Source organism: Pedobacter sp. NO84, from assembly GCF_059703915.1.
The window spans coordinates 814166-836633 of the sequence record NZ_AP046575.1 but is presented as its reverse complement, the minus strand read 5'-3'; the positions used below and the strand labels follow the sequence as shown (position 1 = coordinate 836633).

Genomic DNA, 22468 nt, shown 5'->3' with positions numbered 1-22468 from the left:
TACTTAAGCATCAGGAATTTCGGGCTCTACCAATTTGATCAACTTCTCGAGTGATTCTTGCCATCCGAGATAGCACATTTCTGCAGGTATGGCCTCAGGAATTCCTTCTTGATGCACTTTAAGTTCAGTGCCACATAAAACCTTACGAAGCGATATACTGGTTGTAGTTTCTCCTGGTAAATTAGGATCATCAAATCGATCTACGTATTTGATAAATTCGTTTGGTTTGATTTCAAGGTATTCGCCACCGAAGGACTGGCCTTTTTCGGTACTAAAATTAATAAAGGTCATTTTAAACGTGCCTCCTATCTTAAAATCCATGTGTTGTACGGTACATATAAATCCATAAGGCGGAAACCAGGCAGAATTGGCTATTGGATCTGCAAATGCCCGAAATACCTTTTCTGGGCTCGCTTTAATTACTCGATGTAGGGAAACTGAATTGCTTTTCATTTTATTAAAATTTAATTTAAAATTTATTTACTGTTGTACTGATTGATTTTATTGCGATACAAATAGGAAACCGCTAGTATGGCTGCAAATACGAGCGGCATTAGCATATATCCAATGTTCTTATCAACACAGGCATGGCTAATAAAGGCAAAGATCAGGCTAAAGAAAAGCCCGGCATAGGCCCATTCTCTCAGCTTTGCTGGTGTTTTAGGATAAGCGATTGCAAGAACTCCAAGTATCTTACAGATTATCAACGCATAGGCAAAATAGTCGGGATAGCCCAAAGCTTTAGTACCGATGGTTACATATTCCGGTGCAAACAACATGGTAGCAAGCGGCATTACACCCTCCCATAGTACGATGATGATGGTGGCCACCCAAAAGATTATTTTATTTCTTTTCATGATAATTGATAATTAATTGGATTCAACATAGTTAATAAAGTTGTTCAAGATAGACTGCCATCCTTGTTTCTGAAATTCAGGGGCGTTCTCTGTTTCAGGATCAAAAGTGCTGGCTATATGGGTTTTGCCGTTTTTTTCACTGAAGATCGTGGTCACTTTTCTTCCATCACCCATGGTGTACGAAATTTCTTGATGTAGTTTTACTTTGTCATACACCCCTCCGAAATCGAAACCAAAACTACCATCTTTGGCTTCCATCCTGTGTTTAAACTGGCCGCCTTCCCTTAGGTCGTTCTCGCTACTGGGCGTATGCCAACTTGGGTCGGGCGTATTCCATTTTACAATATCTGCCGGAGTATTCCAAGCGTCCCAAACTTTTGCTACGGGAGCAGTGGTTTCTGCTTCTACCGTAATTTTTGTTAATTGTTCCATCGTTATTTTTTAAGGTTTAATTTATTCAAAGGTATACAGGCTAACAAAATCCCGTCTATTGTGAAAATGACAAATTAGGGGTAGATTATGACAAACTATATTTAGCTTAGTACTAAATCTTGAAAATGATATGAGAATTTCAGTCTTTGTACCCGAGTATGGGGTAATTGAAGCCATTACTCCACCGTTTAGGAGTTTTAACACTGCTAATGAATTTTTAACCGCATTTGGTAAAAAGGCCATTTTCGAGGTAGAGTACGTCGGCCTAAACCCGTATGTGCCGGCCAACAATGGAGAATATACGGTTAAAACCGATCGATTGCTTAAAGATGTGACCGAAACAGACCTGTTGATTATACCTCCTACATTTGGGGATACGGCAAAGGGGATACAAGCCAACATAACAGCCATTCCCTATTTCAAAAAGCTGTACGAAAATGGTTCAAGTTTAGCCAGTTTATGTATTGGGGCATTTCTTTTAGCCGAAACAGGCTTGCTCGATGGCAAAAAATGCTCTACCCATTGGGCCCATGTGAGCGAGTTTAGAGAAAGGTATCCCAATATTACGGTTGAAGATGGAGCCATCATCACAGAACACGATCATATTTATAGCAGTGGTGGAGCAAGTAGCCTGTGGAATTTACTATTATACCTGATAGAAAAGTTTGCTGACAAAGAAACGGCGGTGATGATCTCAAAATATTTTGCTTTAGATATTGGGAGGGATAGCCAATCGCAATTCGCTATATTTAAGGGACAAAGAAATCACGGCGATTCGGAAATCGAAAAAGTTCAGGATTATATCGAAAAAAATTATGAAGATAAAATCACTATAGATACATTGGCTAATTTAATCCACACCGGTAGGAGAACTTTTGAAAGAAGATTTAAAGAAGCCACCAACAATACACCTATAGAATACATGCAACGGGTAAGAATCGAGGCGGCGAAAAAATTTTTTGAAGCTTCGAGAAGAAACATTTCTGAAATCATGTTTGAAGTAGGCTATACGGACACCAAAGCCTTTAGGGATATATTTAAGAAGATAACCGGGCTTACCCCAATTGAATACCGAAATAAGTTTGCCAGAATGGCGAATGAGGTATGATTTAATCAGCCAGCATCTTTTTTTCTCGTTGGCCATTTGCAAGGCCGATTTTTTTCAACTAAAAGGTTGTCCATCAAAAAGATCAAAAATTTGTTATGTTTGAATAAATAATTAACCCCTATGAAAAGACTATTCTTCATTATTGCAATGAGTTTCCCAACACTATTAATTGCGCAGGAGAGTTTTACAATTAACGGTAAAGTTGGCTATAATAACGCTGGATTTGCCTATCTAACCTATAAAATTAATGACCAGCCAAAAACTGACACTGCGGCCGTTAAAAATGGGGCATTTGTTTTTACTGGTAAAGTGCCAAAAATTGTTGGTGCAAATATAGAGGTACGCTATTATGCAGCGCCTGGTTTTACCAATGTTGCTGATAATCTGGGCTTTTATCTCGAAAACAAAGTGATTACGATTTCATCTTCAACCTATGTTAAAAACAGTAGGATAACTGGATCACCCTTTAATGACGAATTTCAAAAACTTAAAGAATATATCGCACAAGAAAAACCCGCTTCTTCTATTGCAACAGGTAAAGCCTATGAAAAATATGCGCTAAATAACTTAAACAGCTTAATTGGTCTAGTTGCTTTATCAAATTCTTTGGTAAGAGATGCAGACGAAACTGTTACCCAAAGCATTTTGGATCAGTTTCCTGCGGAGTTAAAAAATTCAACTTTAGCTAAAAATATCCAAACCACAATAAATGCCTTTAAAAATACTAGACCTGGTCATATGGCTATGTCTTTTACGCAAAATAATCCTGATGGCATGCCCGTTAGCCTTTCCGATTTCAAAGGCAAATATGTTTTAATCGATTTTTGGGCTAGTTGGTGTATTCCCTGCAGAAATGAAAATCCTAATCTGGTGAATACCTATAACCTTTTTAAAAATAAAAATTTCACGGTCTTAGGCGTTTCATTAGATCGGATAAAAGAAAATTGGTTAAAAGCCATTAAAGACGATCGTTTAAATTGGGCACAAGTATCTGATCTATTATATTGGGACAATGCAGTGGCAAAAATGTACGCCATTAAGGGCGTGCCCACCAATATTTTGGTTGATCCAAGGGGAAAGATTGTTGCAAAAAATCTTTTTGGCGATCAATTAAAACAACGCCTCACAGAATTACTAGCGGCGAATTAATCTTTATGTTTCGAGCCTTAGCACTCTCAAACTGGCACTATTCTTAGTGCCAAAGATTTTACGTTGGGCTATTTTGTTTGATAGTTTAATTCTATATTTTGGTCAAAGCCATTAAGATAGCTTTCGAACCACTAGTGCTTATCAGAATTTACAGGCAGCGTAAAACAGAATCTGCTACCCTCACCTATCGCACTTTCTACCCAAATCTTGCCGTGTTCTGCTTCGATAAAATCTTTCGAAATAGCCAATCCAAGTCCAGAGCCCGATTTATTCTGTCCATCTGTTGGAACCTGATAATACCGCTCAAATAAACGTTTTTGGTACTTTTCTTCAATTCCCTTTCCATAATCCTTTATAGAGAATTCCAAGAATTTTCCAGCGTGCTTAATCTGAACTACGATCTTGGATTTGGCTGCACTGTACCGCAATGCATTTGAAAGGAAGTTAACCAATACCCAAGCGGTTTTTTGAACGTCGGCATTAACCTTTGGAAGTTCATTTGCAGTTAATAGTTCCAATTGTATCTCTTTTTGGTTTGCCTGAAAACGAACAGCATCCAAAGCAAAATTTACTATGTCTAGCGGGTTAGAAAGTACCATGTTCAATTGTAGGTTTCCCGTCTCCACTTGTGCCAAATCAAGTAATTCGCCAGTAATTTTGAGTAAGCGTTCGGTGTCTTCCTTAATATGGGAAACCAGTTGGTGCTGTTCATCGTTCATCGATCCGACACGCTCATCATTCAATAACTTTACACTCATTTTTATTGAAGAAAGTGGTGTTTTGAGCTCATGTGAAACTGTAGCGATAAAATTGGTCTTTGCCTCATCCAACGCTTTGAACTTCGTGATGTTTTTTAGGACATACACTTTTCCGGCAGATTTAGCAGCAGTTCGTAACGTATCACTATCCTGTTCATCGAAATTTGGAATGGTAATTTCCCTATTCTCGAGCAAAAAATAGGATTCCTTATCATTGGCGAAAATTTTAAATGGTTCTTCAGACGGCTGATCTGCCAATACACGCTTCAACAGCTCATTCTTTTGAACCAACGCTTCAACATTTTTCCCTATAGCATGTTCTGGGTTCAAATTTAACAGTTCGCTGGCCACTCTATTCAGGAAAAGAATTTCCCGCTTTTCATTTATACCGATAATGGCATCCTGCATCTGTTCTATAATCGTTTCGATACGTTGCTTTTCAGATTTTAGATGACCAACATTGGTATTGTCCCAATTTCTTAGTTCGAGCGCCATTTTGTTAAATGCGGATGCAAGTTCACCAAACTCATCATTTCCTTCAAAATGCAGGCGTTGCTGATAGTTTTTTTTGCTGATTTCCCTAATTCCGTCTAAAAGTTCTCTTAAGGGGTTGGCAATAAATCCAGGAAAGTTGACAATAAAGCTGAACAGGATGATAAAGCAAATAAAGGCAGTGATCCCAAGATAGATCGTAGCTTTTTCAGTTGCTTTTTGCGCATGATCATTCTTACGAACGATTGCATTCATGTTCAGTTCATCAATTTTTCGCAATTGCAGTCGTATTGCCGTCATTGCAGCATTTTTATCACTGCTCTGGTTGGTTGGTAGGCTTATTTTTTCGAAAGCTGCTCGAAGTGCGATAACTGCGTTCCTTTCACCATTTTCGGTAACGTTTTTTTCCTCAAGCTTCAATGCTTTATCAAAAGCTGGTGCATTAGTTGAGTTGATATTTCCATATTGATCGTCAAGAGCGATACGCATCTCGTTTACATAGATCAACGATTTATAGTTATCTTTTAGGATTACCTTTGAGCGTTTAGAAATTTCATTGATATGATATAGAGAAATGCCCCCAAAGCTAATTACTACCAAGAATAAAAAGCCGAAACCAAGTCTGAGTTTTGTTTTAATTTTCATTTGAATATATTTTTTTGGCCACAGATGAACAGGTTAACTTACTAAAATCTGTGCATCTGTGGCTTTTTAAAATTAAGATAAGATAACCAAATCTGTTTCTGTTTTTGCCATTGCCTTTAAAAGCTGATTAAATATACTTGTACTTAAGATGAGCTGAAAGAGGTTAAAATGGGGTTTGCCAATACAAATGGTTGTAATTTCTTTTTCTACAGCCAAATTGATGATGGTTTTTGTAATTTCATTGCTTTTGATCCGTATAACTTCTGCACCCAATTCGGTGGCCAATCTTAAATTATTCAATAAATATCGCTGTTTATCCAATTGTATACGGTCGGCATTTTCATTATTACTTTGCACGTACACAACCAGCCATGGCGAATGATAATAGGATGCCAGTCTGGCGGTTTTCCTGATTACCACCTTCGCTGTTTGTTGATTGGACGATATACATGCCAAAAAACGTTCCTGCCGTAACTTGATCTGCTTCGGTATTTCGATACTTACTTTTCGCTCAACTTGGTGCGCCACTTCTTTGAGCGCCATTTCTCTAAGCTGAAGTATCGTTTCAGACTTGAAAAAGTTATTTAGTGCCTGTTCAATTTTATTGGCTTTGTAAATTTTACCTTCTTTCAAACGATTTAACAGTTCATCAGCGGTGAGATCTATATTTACAATTTCATCTGCTACCTCCAATATCTTGTCGGGGATCCTTTCGGTAACCTGAATACCAGTAATGTGTTCGATCTCCCCATTTATACTTTCTAGGTGCTGAATATTCACAGCTGAAATTACACTTATCCCGGCATCCAAGATATCAAATACATCCTGCCATCGCTTTGCGTTCTTGCTTCCCTCTACGTTGGTGTGCGCCAGTTCATCCACAATCACGATTTCCGGATGGACATTGATGATACCCTGCACATCCATCTCTTCCAATTCTTTCCCTTTATAAAAGATCTTCTTCCTTGAGATCATTGGAATTCCGTCCAGTAGCTCATGTGTTTCTTTCCTAAAATGGGTTTCTATATACCCTATCCTAATATCGATATGGTTTCGGAGCAAAGCATGGGCCTCCTGTAACATGCGATAGGTTTTACCTACACCAGCGCTCATGCCGATGTAGATTTTAAGCTTGCCTCGTCGGTTTTGTTGCACTAGGCTCAGAAAGTCTTGTACTTGTTGCATAACTTGTTTGTGTTGGAAGAAGGAAATAGAGGTTTGGAAATTGGAAATAGATTGTGTGCAGATAGTCCATTTTGTAAGCCTATCGTCTACTTACTATTCCCTATTCTGTATTCCCCATTTCTCTATTCTATTTGCTAATTCCCTAGAAACCCACCGCTATACTTGCTGTTAAAGCGGCATTATGGTTTACAAAATTGATATCTCTTACAAAAATCTTATCCTTGCTATCATAAACTTTGCCTTCCAACCTCACAACGGCATTGCTGATCGGTGAATAGTCGAGATTTAAGGAGTAGCCCATTGTATTAAAGCCGTTTGCTGTGCCAGTGGCGATGAAAATCCCGTCCTTATCTTCGTAATATTCTGCTCTACCTGCTAGGCTCCATTTAGGCTCAAATTTATACTGGGCAATGAGTACAGGCGAGAAAACCTCACTTTTAGCCGACCCGCCTTTCACTTTTTGTTGAGTAGCATAATCAAATCCTGCCGTTACCCCGAAGCTTTCTGTTATTTGGGCGATGGCATAAAAGTTATGGTAAAACCTGTTTACACGAACTGCATTCATACCTTCTGAACCTAAATAATTACTATAGTTAAAGGTAAGTGTAGCAGTCGGTTTATAGATTAATTGCAATCCACCTGCCGGTTTGCTGTTCCCGTCGAGCCTTTTGATTTTTTGCCATCCATTTAGGTATAATACCGTTGTCATGAATTTTCCATCGGCGGTGCCATAAGATAGCTTTGCCCCTGCTTCATAATACGGTGTGTTTTCTGATGAAATTCCTCTTGTTAAAACCCAACAATCTTTGCTGATGGCACTTTCAAATCCAATATGGGAAGAGAAAATCCCTGCATCGATCCATAGGTTTGCTTTTTGGCTCAATTTTAATCCTGCATTGGCCTCGTAGATATTTTTAAGTACGCCTGGCTCTGCCGAAAGATTTGAATTTGCATAGGTTCCCGCCATGATGGCAACGTTGGCCCTAACTTTTTCAGATTCGTAACTTGCCTTAATAAATCCCAAGTTCAGGTTAACCTCATTGTGCCTATTATGTGAATAAACAAATGATGGACGGTTATTATCAATGGGTTTATTGAAATCATATCCGTAATAAGTTTCCAGGTATCCTGTTACCTTAATTTTTGGGAGTTCTTGCGCTTTTGCGTAGCATACTATTGTAAAAGCTATCGCTAGGATGATAATTTTTTTCATTGTTATAAAACGATTACACCGAAAGATTACACCGATTAAGGCGCTTTATTACGGTTGATTTGTGAAAACTGTAAACTGTAAACTTATCTTAGTTCATCCAACGCCAAATTCAGTTTCAATACATTAACTGTACTTGGTCCAAAAAGTCCAAGAAAAGGAGTACTCGTATTGTCGACAACCAATCTTGCAATTTTTCTCTCGTCGATTTTACGATAAGCTGCGATTCTTTTGATCTGGATAATGGCCCCTTGCTCAGAGATATTTGGGTCTAACCCACTTCCGGAGGCGGTAACCATATCGGCTGGAATGTTCTCTTTTTTTATTGTCGGATTATATTTCAATAAGGTATCGATCCGATTAGAAACGTCTCTTAAATAGTCGGGATTTGATGGACCTTTGTTAGATCCAGCCGAACCTGCGGCGTTATAATTAACCGCGGATGGTCTTCCCCAAAAATATTCGGGTTTGGTAAATGATTGGCCCAACAAGGCATATCCGATTACTTTCCCATTTTTGGTGATTTTTTCTCCTCCACCTTTCCCTTTACTGAATTTTGCAGCCAAAGCAATACTGATGGGGTAGATTACACATAACAGTACTAACAATACGAGTGTTAAACGGATGGATTGAATGATATATTTTTTCATGATTAAGTGATTACACTGATTTAAATTGACTACAACGAATTTTAAACAAATAGGCCTACCGCTAAATCGATGAGTTTGATCCCTATAAAAGGTGCCACAATTCCTCCGATTCCATAGATAAAAAGGTTTCTTCTCAATAATGCAGTTGCACCGATTGGCTTGTAGGCAACACCTTTTAGCGCTAACGGAATTAAGATTGGGATGATGAGGGCATTAAAAATTACGGCCGATAGGATTGCACTTTCTGGCGTGTGCAGTCCCATGATATTAAGGCTTTGCAGGGCTGGAATGGAAGCGATAAACAGAGCGGGAACAATCGCGAAGTATTTGGCCACGTCATTGGCTATAGAAAAGGTGGTTAATGTTCCTCTTGTGATCAAGAGTTGTTTGCCTATTTCTACAATCTCGATCAGTTTTGTGGGGTCATTGTCGAGGTCTACCATATTACCAGCCTCTTTCGCCGCCTGTGTTCCGCTGTTCATCGCTACACCAACATCGGCCTGGGCCAATGCTGGGGCATCATTTGTGCCATCCCCCATCATTGCAACCAGTTTTCCAAGCGCCTGTTCATCTTTAATGTAGTTCATTTTATCTTCTGGCTTTGCTTCTGCGATAAAATCATCAACTCCAGCTTTTTCGGCAATATATTTGGCTGTAAGTGGATTATCACCCGTAACCATTACCGTTTTAACCCCCATTTTCCGTAGTCGCTCAAACCTTTCGCTAATGCCAGGCTTGATGATATCCTGCAATTCGATAACGCCCAATGCTTTTTCGTTTTCTGAAACTACCAATGGCGTGCCTCCATTAGAAGCAATTGATTTTACCTTTTCTTCAATATCTGAAGGAAAAACATTTCCCGCCTGTTTTACACTATACCTAATAGAATCAAATGCTCCTTTTCTGATTCTTCTCCCATCGGCCGTATTTAAACCGCTCGACCGGGTTTCGGCGGTAAACTTGATAAATTCTGACCCAGCAGGTGCGGTTTCTAAGACTGCACTATTATCGCCTTTGGCCAGTTCGATGATCGATTTTCCCTCTGGGGTTTCATCAGCTAGTGAACTGAGTACACAGGCGTCAATAAACTGCTTAATGATTACGCCGTCGGTTGGATAAAAATTGGTGGCCTTACGGTTACCGATGGTGATCGTTCCTGTTTTATCTAATAATAGTACATCGATATCCCCAGCTGTTTCTACCGCTTTTCCCGACTTGGTAATTACATTTGCCCGTAAAGCCCTGTCCATTCCAGCAATGCCAATGGCCGAAAGTAGTCCGCCAATTGTGGTGGGGATCAGGCACACGAACAAGGAAATCAGTGCAGCAATGGTAATGGGCGTACTTGCATATTCGGCAAATGGTTTGAGCGTGATACATACAATGATGAATACCAGTGTAAAACTTGCCAAAAGGATGGTCAAAGCGATCTCGTTAGGCGTTTTTTGGCGTGATGCACCTTCAACCAAAGCTATCATTTTATCTAAAAAGCTTTCGCCTGGTGCCGTACTTACCGTAACCTTGATTTCGTCGGATAATACTTTTGTACCGCCTGTAACCGATGACTTATCGCCACCAGCCTCCCTGATTACGGGTGCAGACTCTCCCGTTATTGCAGATTCATCAATCGTAGCGATACCTTCGATTATTTCTCCGTCTGTTGGGATCGTATCATTCGCTTCACAGATAAAAACATCACCTTTTTTCAAGGTATTGGAAGAGCGCATTTCGAGACTCCCGTTTGCCAAAACAACTTTAGCAGGTGTTTCTTCTCTAGTTTTACGTAGACTATCAGCCTGCGCTTTTCCCCTTGCCTCTGCAATTGCTTCAGCGAAATTGGCGAACAATACCGTGAGCAATAACACCAAGAAGATGAAAAAATTATATATTGGAAAGCCTTGACCGCTGTTGAAGATGGAATAAACGGTAACATAGGCCATTACCAAAGTACCCACCTCTACAGTGAACATTACAGGGTTTTTGATCATCATCCTTGGGTCTAGTTTGAGGAACGATTGTTTGAGCGCTTTTTGCACGAGTGCCGGCTCGAATAGTTTATTGTTAGATTTCATTGGATTAAATTTATTTTACGCTTCGCGGTTGATTATACCGTTCCGATAGCTATCGGGATTGAGATTGCACAGATTTTATCTACTGGAGCATGGAAAAGTATTCCGCGAGTGGCCCTAAAGCCAAAGCCGGGAAATAAGAAAGTGCATTTAACACCAAGATTACCGCAAAAGTCATCAGGCTGAAGGTTATCGTATCTGTTTTCAAGCTACCTGCTGATTCTGGGATAAACTTCTTTTTTGAGAGCAATCCTGCAATTGCCAACGGCCCTATAATTGGGAGGAAGCGCCCTAGAAAAATGATAATTCCCGTAAGCAAATTCCAAAACATATTATTATCGCCTAGGCCTTCAAAGCCTGAGCCGTTGTTGGCATTGGATGACGTAACCTCGTATAGCATTTCGGAAAAGCCGTGGAAGCTTGGGTTGTTTAGCCAACTCTTGGGCTGCACTGTCCACTCGGCATCGCCATGGGTTGTAAAGACGTAAGAAGCCAGTGCAGTTCCTGCCAAGATCAAAAATGGACTTAGCAATGTAATGATCGCCGCGATTTTTACTTCTCGTGCTTCCACTTTGTGGCCTAAAAACTCTGGCGTTCGTCCAACCATCAGTCCTGAAATAAATACCGCAATAATCAGATAGATGAAATAGTTCAGGATACCAACGCCACAACCCCCGTATAGACCGTTGATCATCATGGCCAATAGTTGCCATAGGCCCGTTAATGGCATAGTACTATCGTGCATTCCGTTAACCGAACCGGTAGAAATAACGGTGGTTAAGGTACTCCAATAGGCAGTGGCTGCTGGGCCAATCCTTACTTCTTTACCTTCCATTGCGCCCGTAGCTTGGGCTATTCCTAGTTTTTCAAGTGCAGGATTCCCTCCCAGTTCTGATGTTAAACTAGGGATCATCAACAATAGCATCCCAATGGTCATTACCCCGAAAATCATCCATCCCAATCTTCTTCTGCGGATGAAATGCCCAAAACAGATCACCATGGCAATGGGAATAATACATTGCGCAATCATTTCTACCATATTGGTTAAGTAGTTCGGATTTTCGAAAGGATGGGATGAGTTTGCTCCAAAGTAGCCACCGCCATTTGTTCCTAAATGTTTTATGGCAATCAGCTGTGCGGCAGGACCACGGGAAACATTAACCGTATCGCCCTGTAAGGAAATAAATTGATCTTTGCCATCATAGCTAGCAGGCGTTCCGTTAAAGGTTAATATCAAGGCGACAACAATGGAAAGTGGCAATAATAATCTGGTTATCGCCTTTACGAAGAACTCCCAAAAATTGCCCAACGTTGTTGTCGTTTTATCCCTAAACGCTTTGAACAGCACTACGGCAGCTGCAATCCCGGTACCCGCACTCAAAAAGTGCAGGAACATCAGTACATACTGTTGGGTAAGGTAGCTTACACCACTTTCGCCAGAGTAATGTTGAAGGTTACAATTGGCTACAAAGCTGACAATGGTATTCAAGGCTAGATCAGGTGTCATGCCCGGATTTCCATCGGGATTAAATGGCAGTTTATCCTGATATAACAGTACAAAAAAGCCGTAGATCAGCCAAACTGAGTTAATGAGCAATAAAATTTTTAAGTGTTGTTTCCAATCCATCTGTTCTTTTGGATTGATACCCGAAAGTTTATAGATTCCACTTTCAAAAGGTTTTAAGAAGTCTGTCCATACTTTTTCTCCTGCAAATACCTTTGCCAGGTACTTGCCAAGCGGAATAGCGATTACAAGGGTGAGCAGGAAGGTGGCGATAATGCCTAGGAATTCTGTATTCATGTTTTTTGGGAATTGGGAAGTGGAGAATGGGAAATGGGAAATGGATTGGGTGCTTAAGGATTTTCTCTATTCCCTATTCCCTGCTCGCTATTTCCTATTTCCTATTGCCCTAATTAAAATTTTTCGGGTTTAATCAGCACGTATACCATATAAAGGAATACTGCAATTGAAATGATGAATAAGGCTAGCATAGGTTAGATGTTTTCGAACCAATCGATGGATCTATACATAATCCAGCAAATGATGAGCAGGGTGAATAATAAAACAATTGTGTACATGTGAGTTAATTTTTCTTCACTGTACCAATTCTTAATCCAACAGAGTCAATAAACCGGCATTAGATTGATTGTCAGAATTTTAAATAATAAGTTAAAATTTTATGCACAAAAAAACCCTTCCAAAATGGAAGGGTTTTTATCGAAATGGAAATTATGAATCTATAATTCCGTTAGCTGATATTCTTCTATTTTTCTATAAAGTGTAGTTAACCCTATATTCAACAAACGGGCAGTTTCTGTTTTATTTCCTTTTGTATGGGCCAACACTTTTTGAATATGCTGTTTTTCTATGGTTTGTAGGTCGAAAGCACTTGCATTTGGTACATCAATCAAAAACTCGTTTGGCAATTGGGAAGTGCCTATGAGCTCTCCATCATTCAGGATTACCAATCTTTCGATTACGTTCTTAAGTTCCCTTACATTGCCTTTCCAGGTATGCTTGGTAAAAATGGCAAGCAGTTTTTCATCCATTTTCAGGTTTAGCCGGTTTACCTTTTTTGCGAACTCCTTAAGATAATGTTCTGCAAGTATTGTTATATCATCTTTCCGCTCTCTTAGTGATGGGAGGTTAATCTCAAACACAGACAAACGATAATAGAGATCTAGCCTAAAATGACCAGACTCTGCCTGTTCTTTCAGATCGCGATTGGTAGCTGCCAATATTCTAACATTAACCTGGCTTGTAGTAGTTGAACCCACTTTGATGAAGGTTTGGTTTTCTAGCACCCGAAGAAGTTTGGCTTGAAGGTCAAGGTTCATTTCTCCAATTTCATCCAAGAAAAGTGTACCACCGTTTGCTTCTTCTAAAAGTCCTTTTTTGTCTTTGGCGGCCCCAGTAAATGCACCTGCTTTATAGCCAAATAGTTCACTTTCTAACAATTCGGGACTAAATCCACTGCAATTTAATGCCACAAATGACTTTTGTTTTCTTGAGCTTTCATAGTGGATGGCTTGCGCGAAAACTTCTTTTCCAGTTCCAGTTTCTCCCAGCAACAATACGGTTGTATCTGTTACTGCAACTTTTTTAGCTAGTGAGATGGCTTCCTGAATGGCTTTTGAATTGCCAAGAATAGTCGAAAAGCTATATCTTCCAGAAATTTTATTTTCGAGTTCATATACCCTGAGTTGAAGCTCTGCTTTCGAAACGGCCTTATAAACAAGTGGAATAATCTTTTCGTTATCATCACCTTTGGTGAGGTAATCAAAAGCACCATTCTTTATGGCCAGCACTCCGTCGGCAATTGTTCCATAAGCTGTGAGGTTAATAACCTCTACAAAAGATTTAATGGCTTTGATTTGCTTCACCAATTCAACGCCATTTGCATCGGGTAGCTTTACATCACTAACTACAACCAAAACATCCTGTGCTTGTAGTAATTTTAACCCTTCTTTAGCTGTAGCGGCCTGTAAAACAGAGAATCCTTCAAGTTCTATTATCCTTGCGAGCAGGCTTCTGACCTTGATTTCATCATCGATAATAAGTATTGAAGATTCCATTATTCGTAATTATGAAGCAATATTAAGAATAAACAATTTAATATGGTATGAGCAATCTGCTTCGCGAAGGTACTTAATAAAAAGCACGAAGAAATACCAGCGTAACCAATTAAGCACGCCATTACTATTAACAAATCAAAAGCAGTCTGTATTCACCCTCATTTTCCTTAGGCGCCCGATGAACGCAAGGTAGAACCTGTTGGTCAGGATGATCTACTGCCAATTTCCACAGGTGGCCTTGGCCTAAGTTAAAAGGATTAGCATTGGGTTTAGGATGATAATGCAGATCAAAAAAATTTTCCTTCAAAAAATCCTCAAATTCTGATTCTGGACCATTGTGTAAATACTGAAGCTTTCTACGGATTTCTGGAATTAAAATCTTTTTTTCAACCTGATGATTAGGCAAGATATCACTTGCAGCGCCATAATAGGTACATAAAAAAGTGTCGGTAGCAATAGGCGAACGATCTACATGATAAGAATATACATCGATTGAGATGAAATCTAGTTCTTCATCTCGTTCGTAACTTTTGAGCAAATTAAGAGATGGCAATGCACCCACATTTGACAATAATCTTAAATCATTTAATATCATATCTCTAGCCATAGTCCCTTCCTGTGATAGCGACAGGGCTAAAAGCTCTTCGATTGAAATAGCTGTAACATTCTCTTTTAATTGAAGCTTTTCCACAACTTCTTCGAAATCTCCAATTAGGTTCCTATGCCAGCAAATAGCGTTCATCTCGCCATGAAATCGTGTATGTATAAGTTCCTCAAATGTAGAGACTGTTCCGATTTGGTTGTTATCGTCGAATTTAGTGTGCATAACATGCCTTATGATGATCCTGCTCTAATACAATATTTGACGAAACAACACAGCCTCTAAAATACACTTAATGTCTTCTCTTTCTAGCGCAAGTCTTAATGCCAAAGATATAGATATTCTTTGTATCTACTCCTCAACAATAATGATTTCAACATGTGTCGTTGCACTTCGCACCTGCGCCTGTGGGAGGATAAGATTTATGCATATGGCGCTCCCATCTATTCGTCTACATCAAGCATTATTTTATAGACATATAACCTCTTTCGATCACCATTATGTCTCCTCCCAAAACCTAACTAGGTTCTTCTGTCAAAGGTGTCCGTCATCTCTCGAACCAGCCTGTTTACACTAGAACAATTAGGATTACTTTTCATCCATAATTACTTTTATCCCTGATCTTTTGTCCAGTTTCCATCCATCAGACGCATAATATTTAATGGGTTGGCGCATCGAAGAGGTTCAGGAAGGAGGTGATCAGGGAAATCCTGGTAGGCTACAGGTCTTAAAAAACGATAGATTGCAGCGGTTCCGACGGAGGTTGACCTCGAATCGGTGGTTGATGGAAAAGGCCCGCCATGCTGCATAGCATCACAAACTTCAACACCTGTTGGATAGCCACCATAAATTATTCGTCCTGCTTTTTGCTCTATAATATTGATAACGGTAGTCAAACTTCTTTCATCTTTCGGGGCAGCGTGAACACTTGCTGTTAGTTGACCTTCCATGGCTTGTAAAACCAGATGCAGTTCATTCTCAGTCTTACAATTAACAATTAGTGTAGCAGGTCCAAACAGCTCATCTGAAAATTTCTTATTTAGCAGAAAGTCTGCGGCATTTACAATATGCACAACGGGTTCGCCCTGGTGCGCTTCGTTGTTGCCTTTACGTGATGCTGCGAGCAACGAAATTCCTTCTACCTTTTGTAACTCATATACCGCATTTAAATAGGCGTAATAGATGTTTTTGTTCAGCATTGTTGTTGGTATAGCTGCCCGGATATGTCCTGCAAATTGCTCTAGGAAACTTCTCGATCTCTCACTTTCTACAAGCAGAATTATGCCCGGATTGGTACAAAATTGCCCTGAGCCTATAGTAACTGAACCGGCAAGTTCTTTTGCAATTTTTTCCGCGGACGTTGCTAATGCCCCTTCCAATAAAATCACGGGATTTACGGCGCTCATCTCCGCATATACGGGTATAGGTTCTGGCCTGGACACTGCTGCATTGTAAAGTGTCATTCCCACGGCACGCGAACCAGTAAAGCCAACGGCCTTTATCCTTGCTTCCTGTACAAGCTTTACTGAATGCTCGTTAGAAAGATAGAGCGACGAAAACACACCATCAGGCATTGCGGTTTGCTTTGCAGCGTTGACAATAGCTGAAGCAACCAATTCATTTGTTCCTGGATGCGAAGGGTGTGATTTCACAATAACTGGGCATCCTGCCGCCAAGGCCGATGCGGTATCACCACCAGCTGTTGAAAATGCGAGAGGAAAGTTACTGGCGCCATATACAGCAACGGGACCTAATGGGATAAGCATTCTTCTGATATCTGGTTTGGGCAAAGGTTGTCGCTCAGGCTGCGCTTTATCAATACGGGCGTCTACCCACCATCCGTCCCGTAACAGCTTAGCAAATAGCTGTAGCTGATTGCATGTCCGGCCTCTTTCTCCAACAATTCTTGCAACTGGCAGACCCGACTCTGCAACACACCTTTCAATCAAAATATCTCCCAGAAGCATGATCTCCTGGGCAATGGCATCGAGGAATGCTGCACGTTCTATTGAAGGCAGTTTACTGAATACCTGAAAAGCGTCACCTGCTACCTTAACTGCAGCTTGAAACTCTTCCTCGGAGGCCAAGGTGAACTTTTCTGGCAAATATTCATTTTGAGCCGGAGCAAATGCTTGAAAGGTTTTATCTCCGCCTGCACTTTTTTTAAATCCTATAAAGTTTGCTCCTGTTAACTTCATTATTAATCTTTTTTAGTTTTACCATGTATGTTGTTAATTATCCGTTTTAGCCCTTGAAGGAAGAAATTCAGGTTCTTCGTTACCGACCAGTTCTTTTTCTATTTGCTCAAGGGATTTTCCTTTGGTTTCGGTTAAAAACTTCATCACAAACAACAAGCATAGAAAACACATCAATGAGAATATCAAAAACGAATATCCCTGCAGGTTCTTTAATAAATAAGGGAAGGAAAACGACACAATAAAGTTAGCCAGCCACAGCAGGAAAACGGAAACTGCCACAGCATGACTTCTGAGGTTATTTGGAAATATTTCAGAAATAAGCACCCAAACAACTGGCCCAAGGGAAAATCCAAAGGAAGCCAAGAAACCCATGATGCAAAAAAGCACGAAATAACCTTCGAAATTATTTGTGATAAAGGTAATAGCAAGGAGCAATAGTGAAATTCCCATTCCGGCAGATCCAATGACCATTAGTGGCTTGCGGCCCAGCTTGTCGACAAAAAACATAGACACTACTGCAAACGTTAGGTTTACCAGACCCATTAGGGCAGTTTGAAATAATGCCGAGTCTGATCCAAAACCAGCCGATTTAAAAATTGAGGGCGCATAGTACATAATTACATTGATGCCCGTTACCTGCTGAAAAACAGCCAATGCAATTCCAATCAGCAGCAATTTAAACATTCTCCCTTTAAAGAGCTCTGCCAGTTTTCCCTGAACATTTGCATGAACGGATTCATTAATTTTCGCAAGTTCGTATTCGGCTAACTCACCGCCATTAATTTTTGTAAGTATATCAAGAGCCACACCGTTCTTTTTCTTTTCAACCAACCAACGGGGACTTTCGGGAATAAAAAACAGCAGCAAGAACAAAATTGCAGATGGTACCACCTGTATTCCGATCATCCACCTCCAGTTATCCTCTCCGCCCACATCCCGCAGTAAAAAATTGGAAAAAAACGCTGCAGATTGTCCTAAAAATATGGCAAAAAGATTTAGCGATACCAGTTTCCCGCGATGTTTGGCCGGAGAAATTTCGGCAATATAGATTGGGGCTAACATGGAGGCTGATCCGACAGCAAATCCCGCAATAATGCGGTTAATAACAAACACAAAGTTGCTCTGGGCTAAGGCACAGCCAAGTGCTGAAAGAAGAAATATAAGCGCTGTGACTATTAACAACGTTTTTCTGCCATATTTATCGCTCAATGGCCCAGCAAAAACACATCCCACCATGCAGCCAATAATGATGCAGCTTACGGTCCAGCCTTTTTCAAGTTCGTCTAAATTAAAAACTTTCGGAGATTGTATAAATTCTATTGCTCCCGAAATAACGGAAGTGTCAAATCCAAACAGGAAGCCACCGGCTGCAGCAACAAGGCAAGTTAATATCAGGTACAATTTCATATCATGGTTTATTAAGTAGTATTAAGAATATCTTATCATTATTTTCTTATGCTAGCGAATTATATACTTCAGTTTATAAAATTTCGCTGCATTGTTGCCAAATATTGCTGCTTTGGCCATATCGTTCAAGTTTATAGGAGAATCCGACAATACCTCCTGAAGCAATTGGTAAGTTTGGCTATAATCTGCTGCTTGCAAACAAACCGGCCAGTCGCTTCCATACATCAGTCGGCCGCTGCCAAAGTATTTTACTGCTCCCCACACATAAGGCACAAAATCTTCTTTCTTCCAGTTCTTGTGATCTGCTTCTGTAACCATTCCTGAAAGTTTGCACCATACATTGGGAAGCTTGCTGATTTTCTCCATCCATGATTGCCATACTTCTAATTGATTATTGCGAATTTCTGGCTTAGCCAAATGATCGATTACCACACGCAGACCAGGTACTTGCATAAGCATCTTATATACATGAGGTAAATGTCTTGGATAGACAAGTAGCTCAAAAGGAAAATCCAGCGAGGCAATTATCTTAAGATTCCCTAAAACCCGATCCTTTAAGATAAACTGATCGTCGGGAAGATCCTGCAGCATGGGGCGTACTCCGACAAATTTCGGGTATTCCCTAAACACGGCTAGTCTTTGTTTAAACGTTTCGGGATCCGTATCAAAATTAATCCATCCCACCACACCTGCTACATACTCTACATCCTTTACCAGATCCAGAAGCCACTGTGTTTCTTCTTCCGTTTCAGCTGCCTGTACTACTATGGTATAATTTATACCCGCTGTTTCCAGATTGGGCTTGATATCCTCAGGTAGATAATCTTTATATAACACACCTGCTGATGGTGTCAAAAAACCGTAGTCGTTAGGTCTTTTCAAAGACCAAAAATGTTGATGCGAGTCTATTTTCATTGGGCACTATTGTATAGTGAGTATTGTGCGGTACGATTAATTTTCATTTCCCCTTCCTTATGTTGACTTTTTCTCCTGCGAATCCGTCTCGGCCTGAATCACCATTTCTAACACAGCTCGTGCATCGCCGAGGGTCGATAAAGGCGGTTTGCCCTTCATTACACATTCGTTTATAAAATATTGGATTTCATGTTCGTATGTTTCTTCGTACCGGCCGTAAGAACGGGATAAGGTGCCTAGGGCCCTGTCTAGCACAACATCCTGCCACGAAAGCTGCGTACTGCCCTGTGTTCCAAGAACTTTTACTACAAAAGACCATGGATTAGTTGAATGATCGCTAACTGCAAAACTGGCGAACAAGTTGCTCATTGAACCATCAGGCATCATCAGCGTTAGCATCATCTGGTCATCGCGATTGAGCTTTGGATATAAGAATCTGGTGGTTTGAGCGGTCATGGCAATTGGCTCACCAAACAAATACCTATGGGTATAAAGCAGATGTGTACCAATCTGACGGATGATCCCTGGATAACGAGCACACAGTTCTTCATTGTGGTGAATATGGTACAAGATCCACGAAACAGCAATTCTTCCAAGGTTCCCGGCGGCAATATTTTTCTTTAGCCGATACATATCCGGCGAATAGATATAATTATGAGCCGGCATGCATTGCAATCCTTTAGCTGCAGCCAATGAGGCCATCTCTTCAATTTCTTCTATTTTATTGGCCAGCGGCTTTTCGACAAGAACATGTTTGCCTGCGTTCAAAGCAGCTATTACATGATCGTAATGGCTATCAACTGGAGTTAAGACAAAGACTGCCTGTATATCTTTATGCTGCAGCAGGCCTTCAAGACTTTCAAAAGTTAACACATCCCAAGCTTTCGATCTTCGGTGCATTAATTGTACATCCAGATCGTATATTCCGGCTAGCTCTGCCTGCTCACAAGCCAATAATCCCTGATAATGGAGTTCTGCTACGGCACCGCAGCCAATAAAACCAATTTTTATTTTTGACATATGAATCACAAAGAATTTAGATTGGGAATGTCCGATTGGAGATCAGCAACCTTATATAAACTCAAAAGTTCCCAATCAAACTCAATCCCATGTCCAGGGAGGTCTTTGGGTCGTAAAATTCCGTCTGTTGTGGTGATCGGATTAATCTGCACAGGATGAAACCATGGCAGGTATTCCGCTATGTATGCATTAGAAATGGAACACAGTAGGCTAACATGCAGATCAACCATAAAGTGAGGTGCCATAGGTAAGTTGTAAACTTCGGCAAGGTGTGCTACTTTTAACCATTCGGTAATTCCGCCGCAACGCACTACGTCTGCCTGAACTACCTGGATAGCCTGCTTTTTGAAATAGTCGTTAAACTGATATTTGGAGTAAAGGTTCTCGCCGGCCGCAATAGGGATACCGGCCATTTTTGAAAGAAAAGCGTGCGAATCAATATCTTCTGGTATAAACGGTTCCTCGATCCATGCCAGCCCAATCTCACGCAACGCATTTGTACGCATAATTGCCTCATTTAAGTGCCAACCCATATTGGCATCTACCATGATTTTAACTTTATTGCCAATTAGCTTTCGCACTTGTCTTAAGCGCTCAACATCCTCCTCAATATCGGGCATTCCCACCTTAATTTTAACGCCCACAAATCCGCTCTCCATATGCTCTTTCGTTTCTTCGAGCAGTTCATCAATAGAATATGATAAGTTTACCCCACTACCATAGGTTTGTATACCGGCACGGTGCTCACCTATAAATTTATATAAGGGAAGACCTTCGGCTTTAGCCATCGCATCCCATACCCCGATATCCACCGCTGCTACGGCAAGTGCCGAAACACCACCACGGCCTGCCCAATGTGTATTCCACCAAACCTTGTTCCATAGGTATTCATATTGACGCACAGGCTGGTTTAAATAAACAGGTACAACCTCTTCAATGATCATCTGTTTAACGGTTAGTGCGTTATGTCCGGTTGTGTAGGTATAACCTATTCCCTCGATCCCTGTATCTGTTTGAACACGGGCAACGATGATTTCAAGCGATGGAATATGATGTGTAGTATCGCTTACCTCATTTTTTGCAAATAAAGAAGAGGGTACAGAATAATGTTCAACCTTGATTTTTTCTATTCTCATAAAATATTTTGGTTATTTTTTGTTCATGTAAATTCCTTGTGTAAGACATAATCCCTATAAATGGATCTATGGATGCATGATAGCTGTTTCGCTTCCCCTGTCGTTTATAATTACCGGCACCCCCAGATCAGCTGCCCCTCGTTTTGAAGTTATTGCATCAGGATAGTATCGCTCTATCATTTGCTGTCCTAACATCGCCCGATGCACACGTTCGCGGCACAGTGTAATATTGGTAGCTTCCCATTGCTTTCCTGATGGGTATACGTCTGGGTGATTTCGCAAACCGAACTTTAGATAAACAGGCGATAAAATCCTTATAAACTCTGCGATTTCGTAAAGCCGTATAAACCCGCCGAAATTATCCGGAACTTCTACATACAAATCGATCGGAATATCAATGGCCTGGCGGATGGCTGCAAGTTTAGGCAGTGTTAAAGCCGTGGGTACGTTGTAGGTATCGGCACCAAGATCCTGCATGATACGAACAGACACGGGATTGGAAGCCATCATCTGAACAGAGCATTTCACCACGAAATCTTTCGGCAAAAGTCCCTGCAGTTTCATTTCCCTGGTTAGCAGCAATAGTCCTTCATCTCCAACAAGAGCTCCTCTTAGCCCAAGTTGAACGCCGCGTTTCAGGTCTTCCATAGCATACACCAATTGATCAGCGCCTTCATGGCGAAGGCCCAAGGCTTTTCCGGCCGGGGTAAAAGGAAGTGCACTAATGTCCCACATTCCGCGAGGCCCAACAAATAAGCTTAACTCCATTCCCCTTTCGGCGCACATCGCTGTCATTTCCATAATTTCCCCATCAGAAAGCAGCATGATTCCGCTTCCTTGTGAGACCCTGTGAACTAGAAGACCGTGTTGGTCAATCTCCTCTAATGTAGCCTCAAGTGCTCTCGGCCCTTCAACACTTGGCAATTCTACCCTGTATTGGGCGCCATCCGGAAACCGTTTATCTGAATCTGGCAAATTATAAAGATCACCGCCGGGATAACCTAATGACCTTAGAAAGTTTCTGCTTTGTTCCATTCTTTAATTTGATGTTGTAATATTT

20 protein-coding genes are annotated in these 22468 nt (G+C 40.6%); 2 read left to right on the top strand and 18 right to left on the bottom strand.

Annotated features, from left to right (window positions below; all coding sequences use genetic code 11):
- Positions 1-3 precede the first annotated feature (3 nt).
- Genes AC6H0V_RS03700 through AC6H0V_RS03690 form a run of 3 tightly spaced genes read right to left on the bottom strand, consistent with a single transcriptional unit; the run spans position 4 to position 1289 of the window.
- Positions 4-453 carry an SRPBCC family protein gene (locus tag AC6H0V_RS03700; protein ID WP_497562360.1) on the bottom strand — a complete coding sequence of 150 codons (450 nt, stop codon included), beginning with the start codon at positions 451-453 and terminating at the stop codon, positions 4-6.
- A 23-nt stretch (positions 454-476) separates the two neighbouring features.
- On the bottom strand, positions 477-857 hold the full coding sequence (locus AC6H0V_RS03695) for a DoxX family protein (RefSeq protein WP_497562359.1): 381 nt from the start codon (positions 855-857) through the stop codon (positions 477-479).
- 12 nt (positions 858-869) lie between these two features.
- Positions 870-1289 carry an SRPBCC family protein gene (locus AC6H0V_RS03690; RefSeq protein WP_497562358.1) on the bottom strand — a complete coding sequence of 140 codons (420 nt, stop codon included), beginning with the start codon at positions 1287-1289 and terminating at the stop codon, positions 870-872.
- Positions 1290-1419: 130 nt separating this feature from the next.
- Here AC6H0V_RS03690 and AC6H0V_RS03685 point away from each other — a divergent pair, with 130 nt between their 5' ends.
- Together AC6H0V_RS03685 and AC6H0V_RS03680 are read left to right on the top strand one after the other, a co-directional pair.
- Entirely contained in the window at positions 1420-2397 is a 978-nt protein-coding gene (locus AC6H0V_RS03685) for a GlxA family transcriptional regulator (protein ID WP_497562357.1), read from the top strand.
- A gap of 120 nt (positions 2398-2517) precedes the next feature.
- Positions 2518-3546, top strand: coding sequence for a redoxin domain-containing protein (locus AC6H0V_RS03680; protein ID WP_497562356.1), 1029 nt, complete (start codon positions 2518-2520; stop codon positions 3544-3546).
- 131 nt (positions 3547-3677) lie between these two features.
- Here AC6H0V_RS03680 and AC6H0V_RS03675 read toward each other — a convergent pair whose 3' ends face one another.
- From AC6H0V_RS03675 to AC6H0V_RS03605, 15 genes are all read right to left on the bottom strand, one after another.
- Complete coding sequence (locus AC6H0V_RS03675; RefSeq protein WP_497562355.1) at positions 3678-5441, bottom strand: HAMP domain-containing sensor histidine kinase; 1764 nt, start codon at positions 5439-5441, stop codon at positions 3678-3680.
- Between the two features lie 72 nt (positions 5442-5513).
- Positions 5514-6626: a sensor protein KdpD gene (locus tag AC6H0V_RS03670; RefSeq protein ID WP_497562354.1), complete on the bottom strand. Its 1113-nt coding sequence runs from the start codon at positions 6624-6626 to the stop codon at positions 5514-5516.
- A gap of 142 nt (positions 6627-6768) precedes the next feature.
- Positions 6769-7839 carry a porin gene (locus tag AC6H0V_RS03665; RefSeq protein ID WP_497562353.1) on the bottom strand — a complete coding sequence of 357 codons (1071 nt, stop codon included), beginning with the start codon at positions 7837-7839 and terminating at the stop codon, positions 6769-6771.
- Positions 7840-7922: 83 nt separating this feature from the next.
- Positions 7923-8486 carry a K(+)-transporting ATPase subunit C gene (locus AC6H0V_RS03660; RefSeq protein WP_497562352.1) on the bottom strand — a complete coding sequence of 188 codons (564 nt, stop codon included), beginning with the start codon at positions 8484-8486 and terminating at the stop codon, positions 7923-7925.
- Between the two features lie 41 nt (positions 8487-8527).
- On the bottom strand, positions 8528-10558 hold the full coding sequence (kdpB, locus tag AC6H0V_RS03655) for a potassium-transporting ATPase subunit KdpB (RefSeq protein ID WP_497562351.1): 2031 nt from the start codon (positions 10556-10558) through the stop codon (positions 8528-8530).
- 79 nt (positions 10559-10637) lie between these two features.
- The gene (gene kdpA, locus AC6H0V_RS03650) at positions 10638-12356 is read right to left on the bottom strand and encodes a potassium-transporting ATPase subunit KdpA (protein WP_497562350.1); all 1719 of its coding nucleotides are present in this window, start codon (positions 12354-12356) and stop codon (positions 10638-10640) included.
- Between the two features lie 113 nt (positions 12357-12469).
- Positions 12470-12547: a potassium-transporting ATPase subunit F gene (locus AC6H0V_RS03645; RefSeq protein ID WP_372820355.1), complete on the bottom strand. Its 78-nt coding sequence runs from the start codon at positions 12545-12547 to the stop codon at positions 12470-12472.
- 246 nt (positions 12548-12793) lie between these two features.
- Positions 12794-14131, bottom strand: coding sequence for a sigma-54-dependent transcriptional regulator (locus AC6H0V_RS03640; RefSeq protein WP_497562349.1), 1338 nt, complete (start codon positions 14129-14131; stop codon positions 12794-12796).
- Between the two features lie 127 nt (positions 14132-14258).
- On the bottom strand, positions 14259-14957 hold the full coding sequence (locus AC6H0V_RS03635; RefSeq protein ID WP_497562348.1) for a DUF1826 domain-containing protein: 699 nt from the start codon (positions 14955-14957) through the stop codon (positions 14259-14261).
- 386 nt (positions 14958-15343) lie between these two features.
- Positions 15344-16930, bottom strand: a complete 1587-nt coding sequence (locus tag AC6H0V_RS03630) for an aldehyde dehydrogenase (NADP(+)) (RefSeq protein ID WP_497562347.1) — start codon at positions 16928-16930, stop codon at positions 15344-15346.
- Between the two features lie 33 nt (positions 16931-16963).
- Entirely contained in the window at positions 16964-18337 is a 1374-nt protein-coding gene (locus AC6H0V_RS03625) for a sugar porter family MFS transporter (RefSeq protein ID WP_497562346.1), read from the bottom strand.
- A 51-nt stretch (positions 18338-18388) separates the two neighbouring features.
- Complete coding sequence (locus AC6H0V_RS03620; protein WP_497562345.1) at positions 18389-19252, bottom strand: amidohydrolase family protein; 864 nt, start codon at positions 19250-19252, stop codon at positions 18389-18391.
- A 57-nt stretch (positions 19253-19309) separates the two neighbouring features.
- On the bottom strand, positions 19310-20272 hold the full coding sequence (locus tag AC6H0V_RS03615) for a Gfo/Idh/MocA family protein (RefSeq protein ID WP_497562344.1): 963 nt from the start codon (positions 20270-20272) through the stop codon (positions 19310-19312).
- Positions 20273-20277: 5 nt separating this feature from the next.
- Entirely contained in the window at positions 20278-21408 is a 1131-nt protein-coding gene (locus AC6H0V_RS03610) for a mandelate racemase/muconate lactonizing enzyme family protein (RefSeq protein WP_497562343.1), read from the bottom strand.
- A gap of 66 nt (positions 21409-21474) precedes the next feature.
- Positions 21475-22443 (bottom strand): U32 family peptidase, encoded by a 969-nt coding sequence (locus tag AC6H0V_RS03605; protein ID WP_497562342.1) that lies wholly within the window; start codon positions 22441-22443, stop codon positions 21475-21477.
- Positions 22444-22468: the final 25 nt, after the last annotated feature.

Bases quoted from the DNA above. Each gene is read 5' to 3' on its own strand.
- AC6H0V_RS03700 (WP_497562360.1), bottom strand. From the start codon at position 453: ATGAAAAGCAATTCAGTTTCCCTACATCGAGTAATTAAAGCGAGCCCA.
- AC6H0V_RS03695 (WP_497562359.1), bottom strand. From the start codon at position 857: ATGAAAAGAAATAAAATAATCTTTTGGGTGGCCACCATCATCATCGTA.
- AC6H0V_RS03690 (WP_497562358.1), bottom strand. From the start codon at position 1,289: ATGGAACAATTAACAAAAATTACGGTAGAAGCAGAAACCACTGCTCCC.
- AC6H0V_RS03685 (WP_497562357.1), top strand. From the start codon at position 1,420: ATGAGAATTTCAGTCTTTGTACCCGAGTATGGGGTAATTGAAGCCATT.
- AC6H0V_RS03680 (WP_497562356.1), top strand. From the start codon at position 2,518: ATGAAAAGACTATTCTTCATTATTGCAATGAGTTTCCCAACACTATTA.
- AC6H0V_RS03675 (WP_497562355.1), bottom strand. From the start codon at position 5,441: ATGAAAATTAAAACAAAACTCAGACTTGGTTTCGGCTTTTTATTCTTG.
- AC6H0V_RS03670 (WP_497562354.1), bottom strand. From the start codon at position 6,626: ATGCAACAAGTACAAGACTTTCTGAGCCTAGTGCAACAAAACCGACGA.
- AC6H0V_RS03665 (WP_497562353.1), bottom strand. From the start codon at position 7,839: ATGAAAAAAATTATCATCCTAGCGATAGCTTTTACAATAGTATGCTAC.
- AC6H0V_RS03660 (WP_497562352.1), bottom strand. From the start codon at position 8,486: ATGAAAAAATATATCATTCAATCCATCCGTTTAACACTCGTATTGTTA.
- kdpB (WP_497562351.1), bottom strand. From the start codon at position 10,558: ATGAAATCTAACAATAAACTATTCGAGCCGGCACTCGTGCAAAAAGCG.
- kdpA (WP_497562350.1), bottom strand. From the start codon at position 12,356: ATGAATACAGAATTCCTAGGCATTATCGCCACCTTCCTGCTCACCCTT.
- AC6H0V_RS03645 (WP_372820355.1), bottom strand. From the start codon at position 12,547: ATGCTAGCCTTATTCATCATTTCAATTGCAGTATTCCTTTATATGGTA.
- AC6H0V_RS03640 (WP_497562349.1), bottom strand. From the start codon at position 14,131: ATGGAATCTTCAATACTTATTATCGATGATGAAATCAAGGTCAGAAGC.
- AC6H0V_RS03635 (WP_497562348.1), bottom strand. From the start codon at position 14,957: ATGCACACTAAATTCGACGATAACAACCAAATCGGAACAGTCTCTACA.
- AC6H0V_RS03630 (WP_497562347.1), bottom strand. From the start codon at position 16,930: ATGAAGTTAACAGGAGCAAACTTTATAGGATTTAAAAAAAGTGCAGGC.
- AC6H0V_RS03625 (WP_497562346.1), bottom strand. From the start codon at position 18,337: ATGAAATTGTACCTGATATTAACTTGCCTTGTTGCTGCAGCCGGTGGC.
- AC6H0V_RS03620 (WP_497562345.1), bottom strand. From the start codon at position 19,252: ATGAAAATAGACTCGCATCAACATTTTTGGTCTTTGAAAAGACCTAAC.
- AC6H0V_RS03615 (WP_497562344.1), bottom strand. From the start codon at position 20,272: ATGTCAAAAATAAAAATTGGTTTTATTGGCTGCGGTGCCGTAGCAGAA.
- AC6H0V_RS03610 (WP_497562343.1), bottom strand. From the start codon at position 21,408: ATGAGAATAGAAAAAATCAAGGTTGAACATTATTCTGTACCCTCTTCT.
- AC6H0V_RS03605 (WP_497562342.1), bottom strand. From the start codon at position 22,443: ATGGAACAAAGCAGAAACTTTCTAAGGTCATTAGGTTATCCCGGCGGT.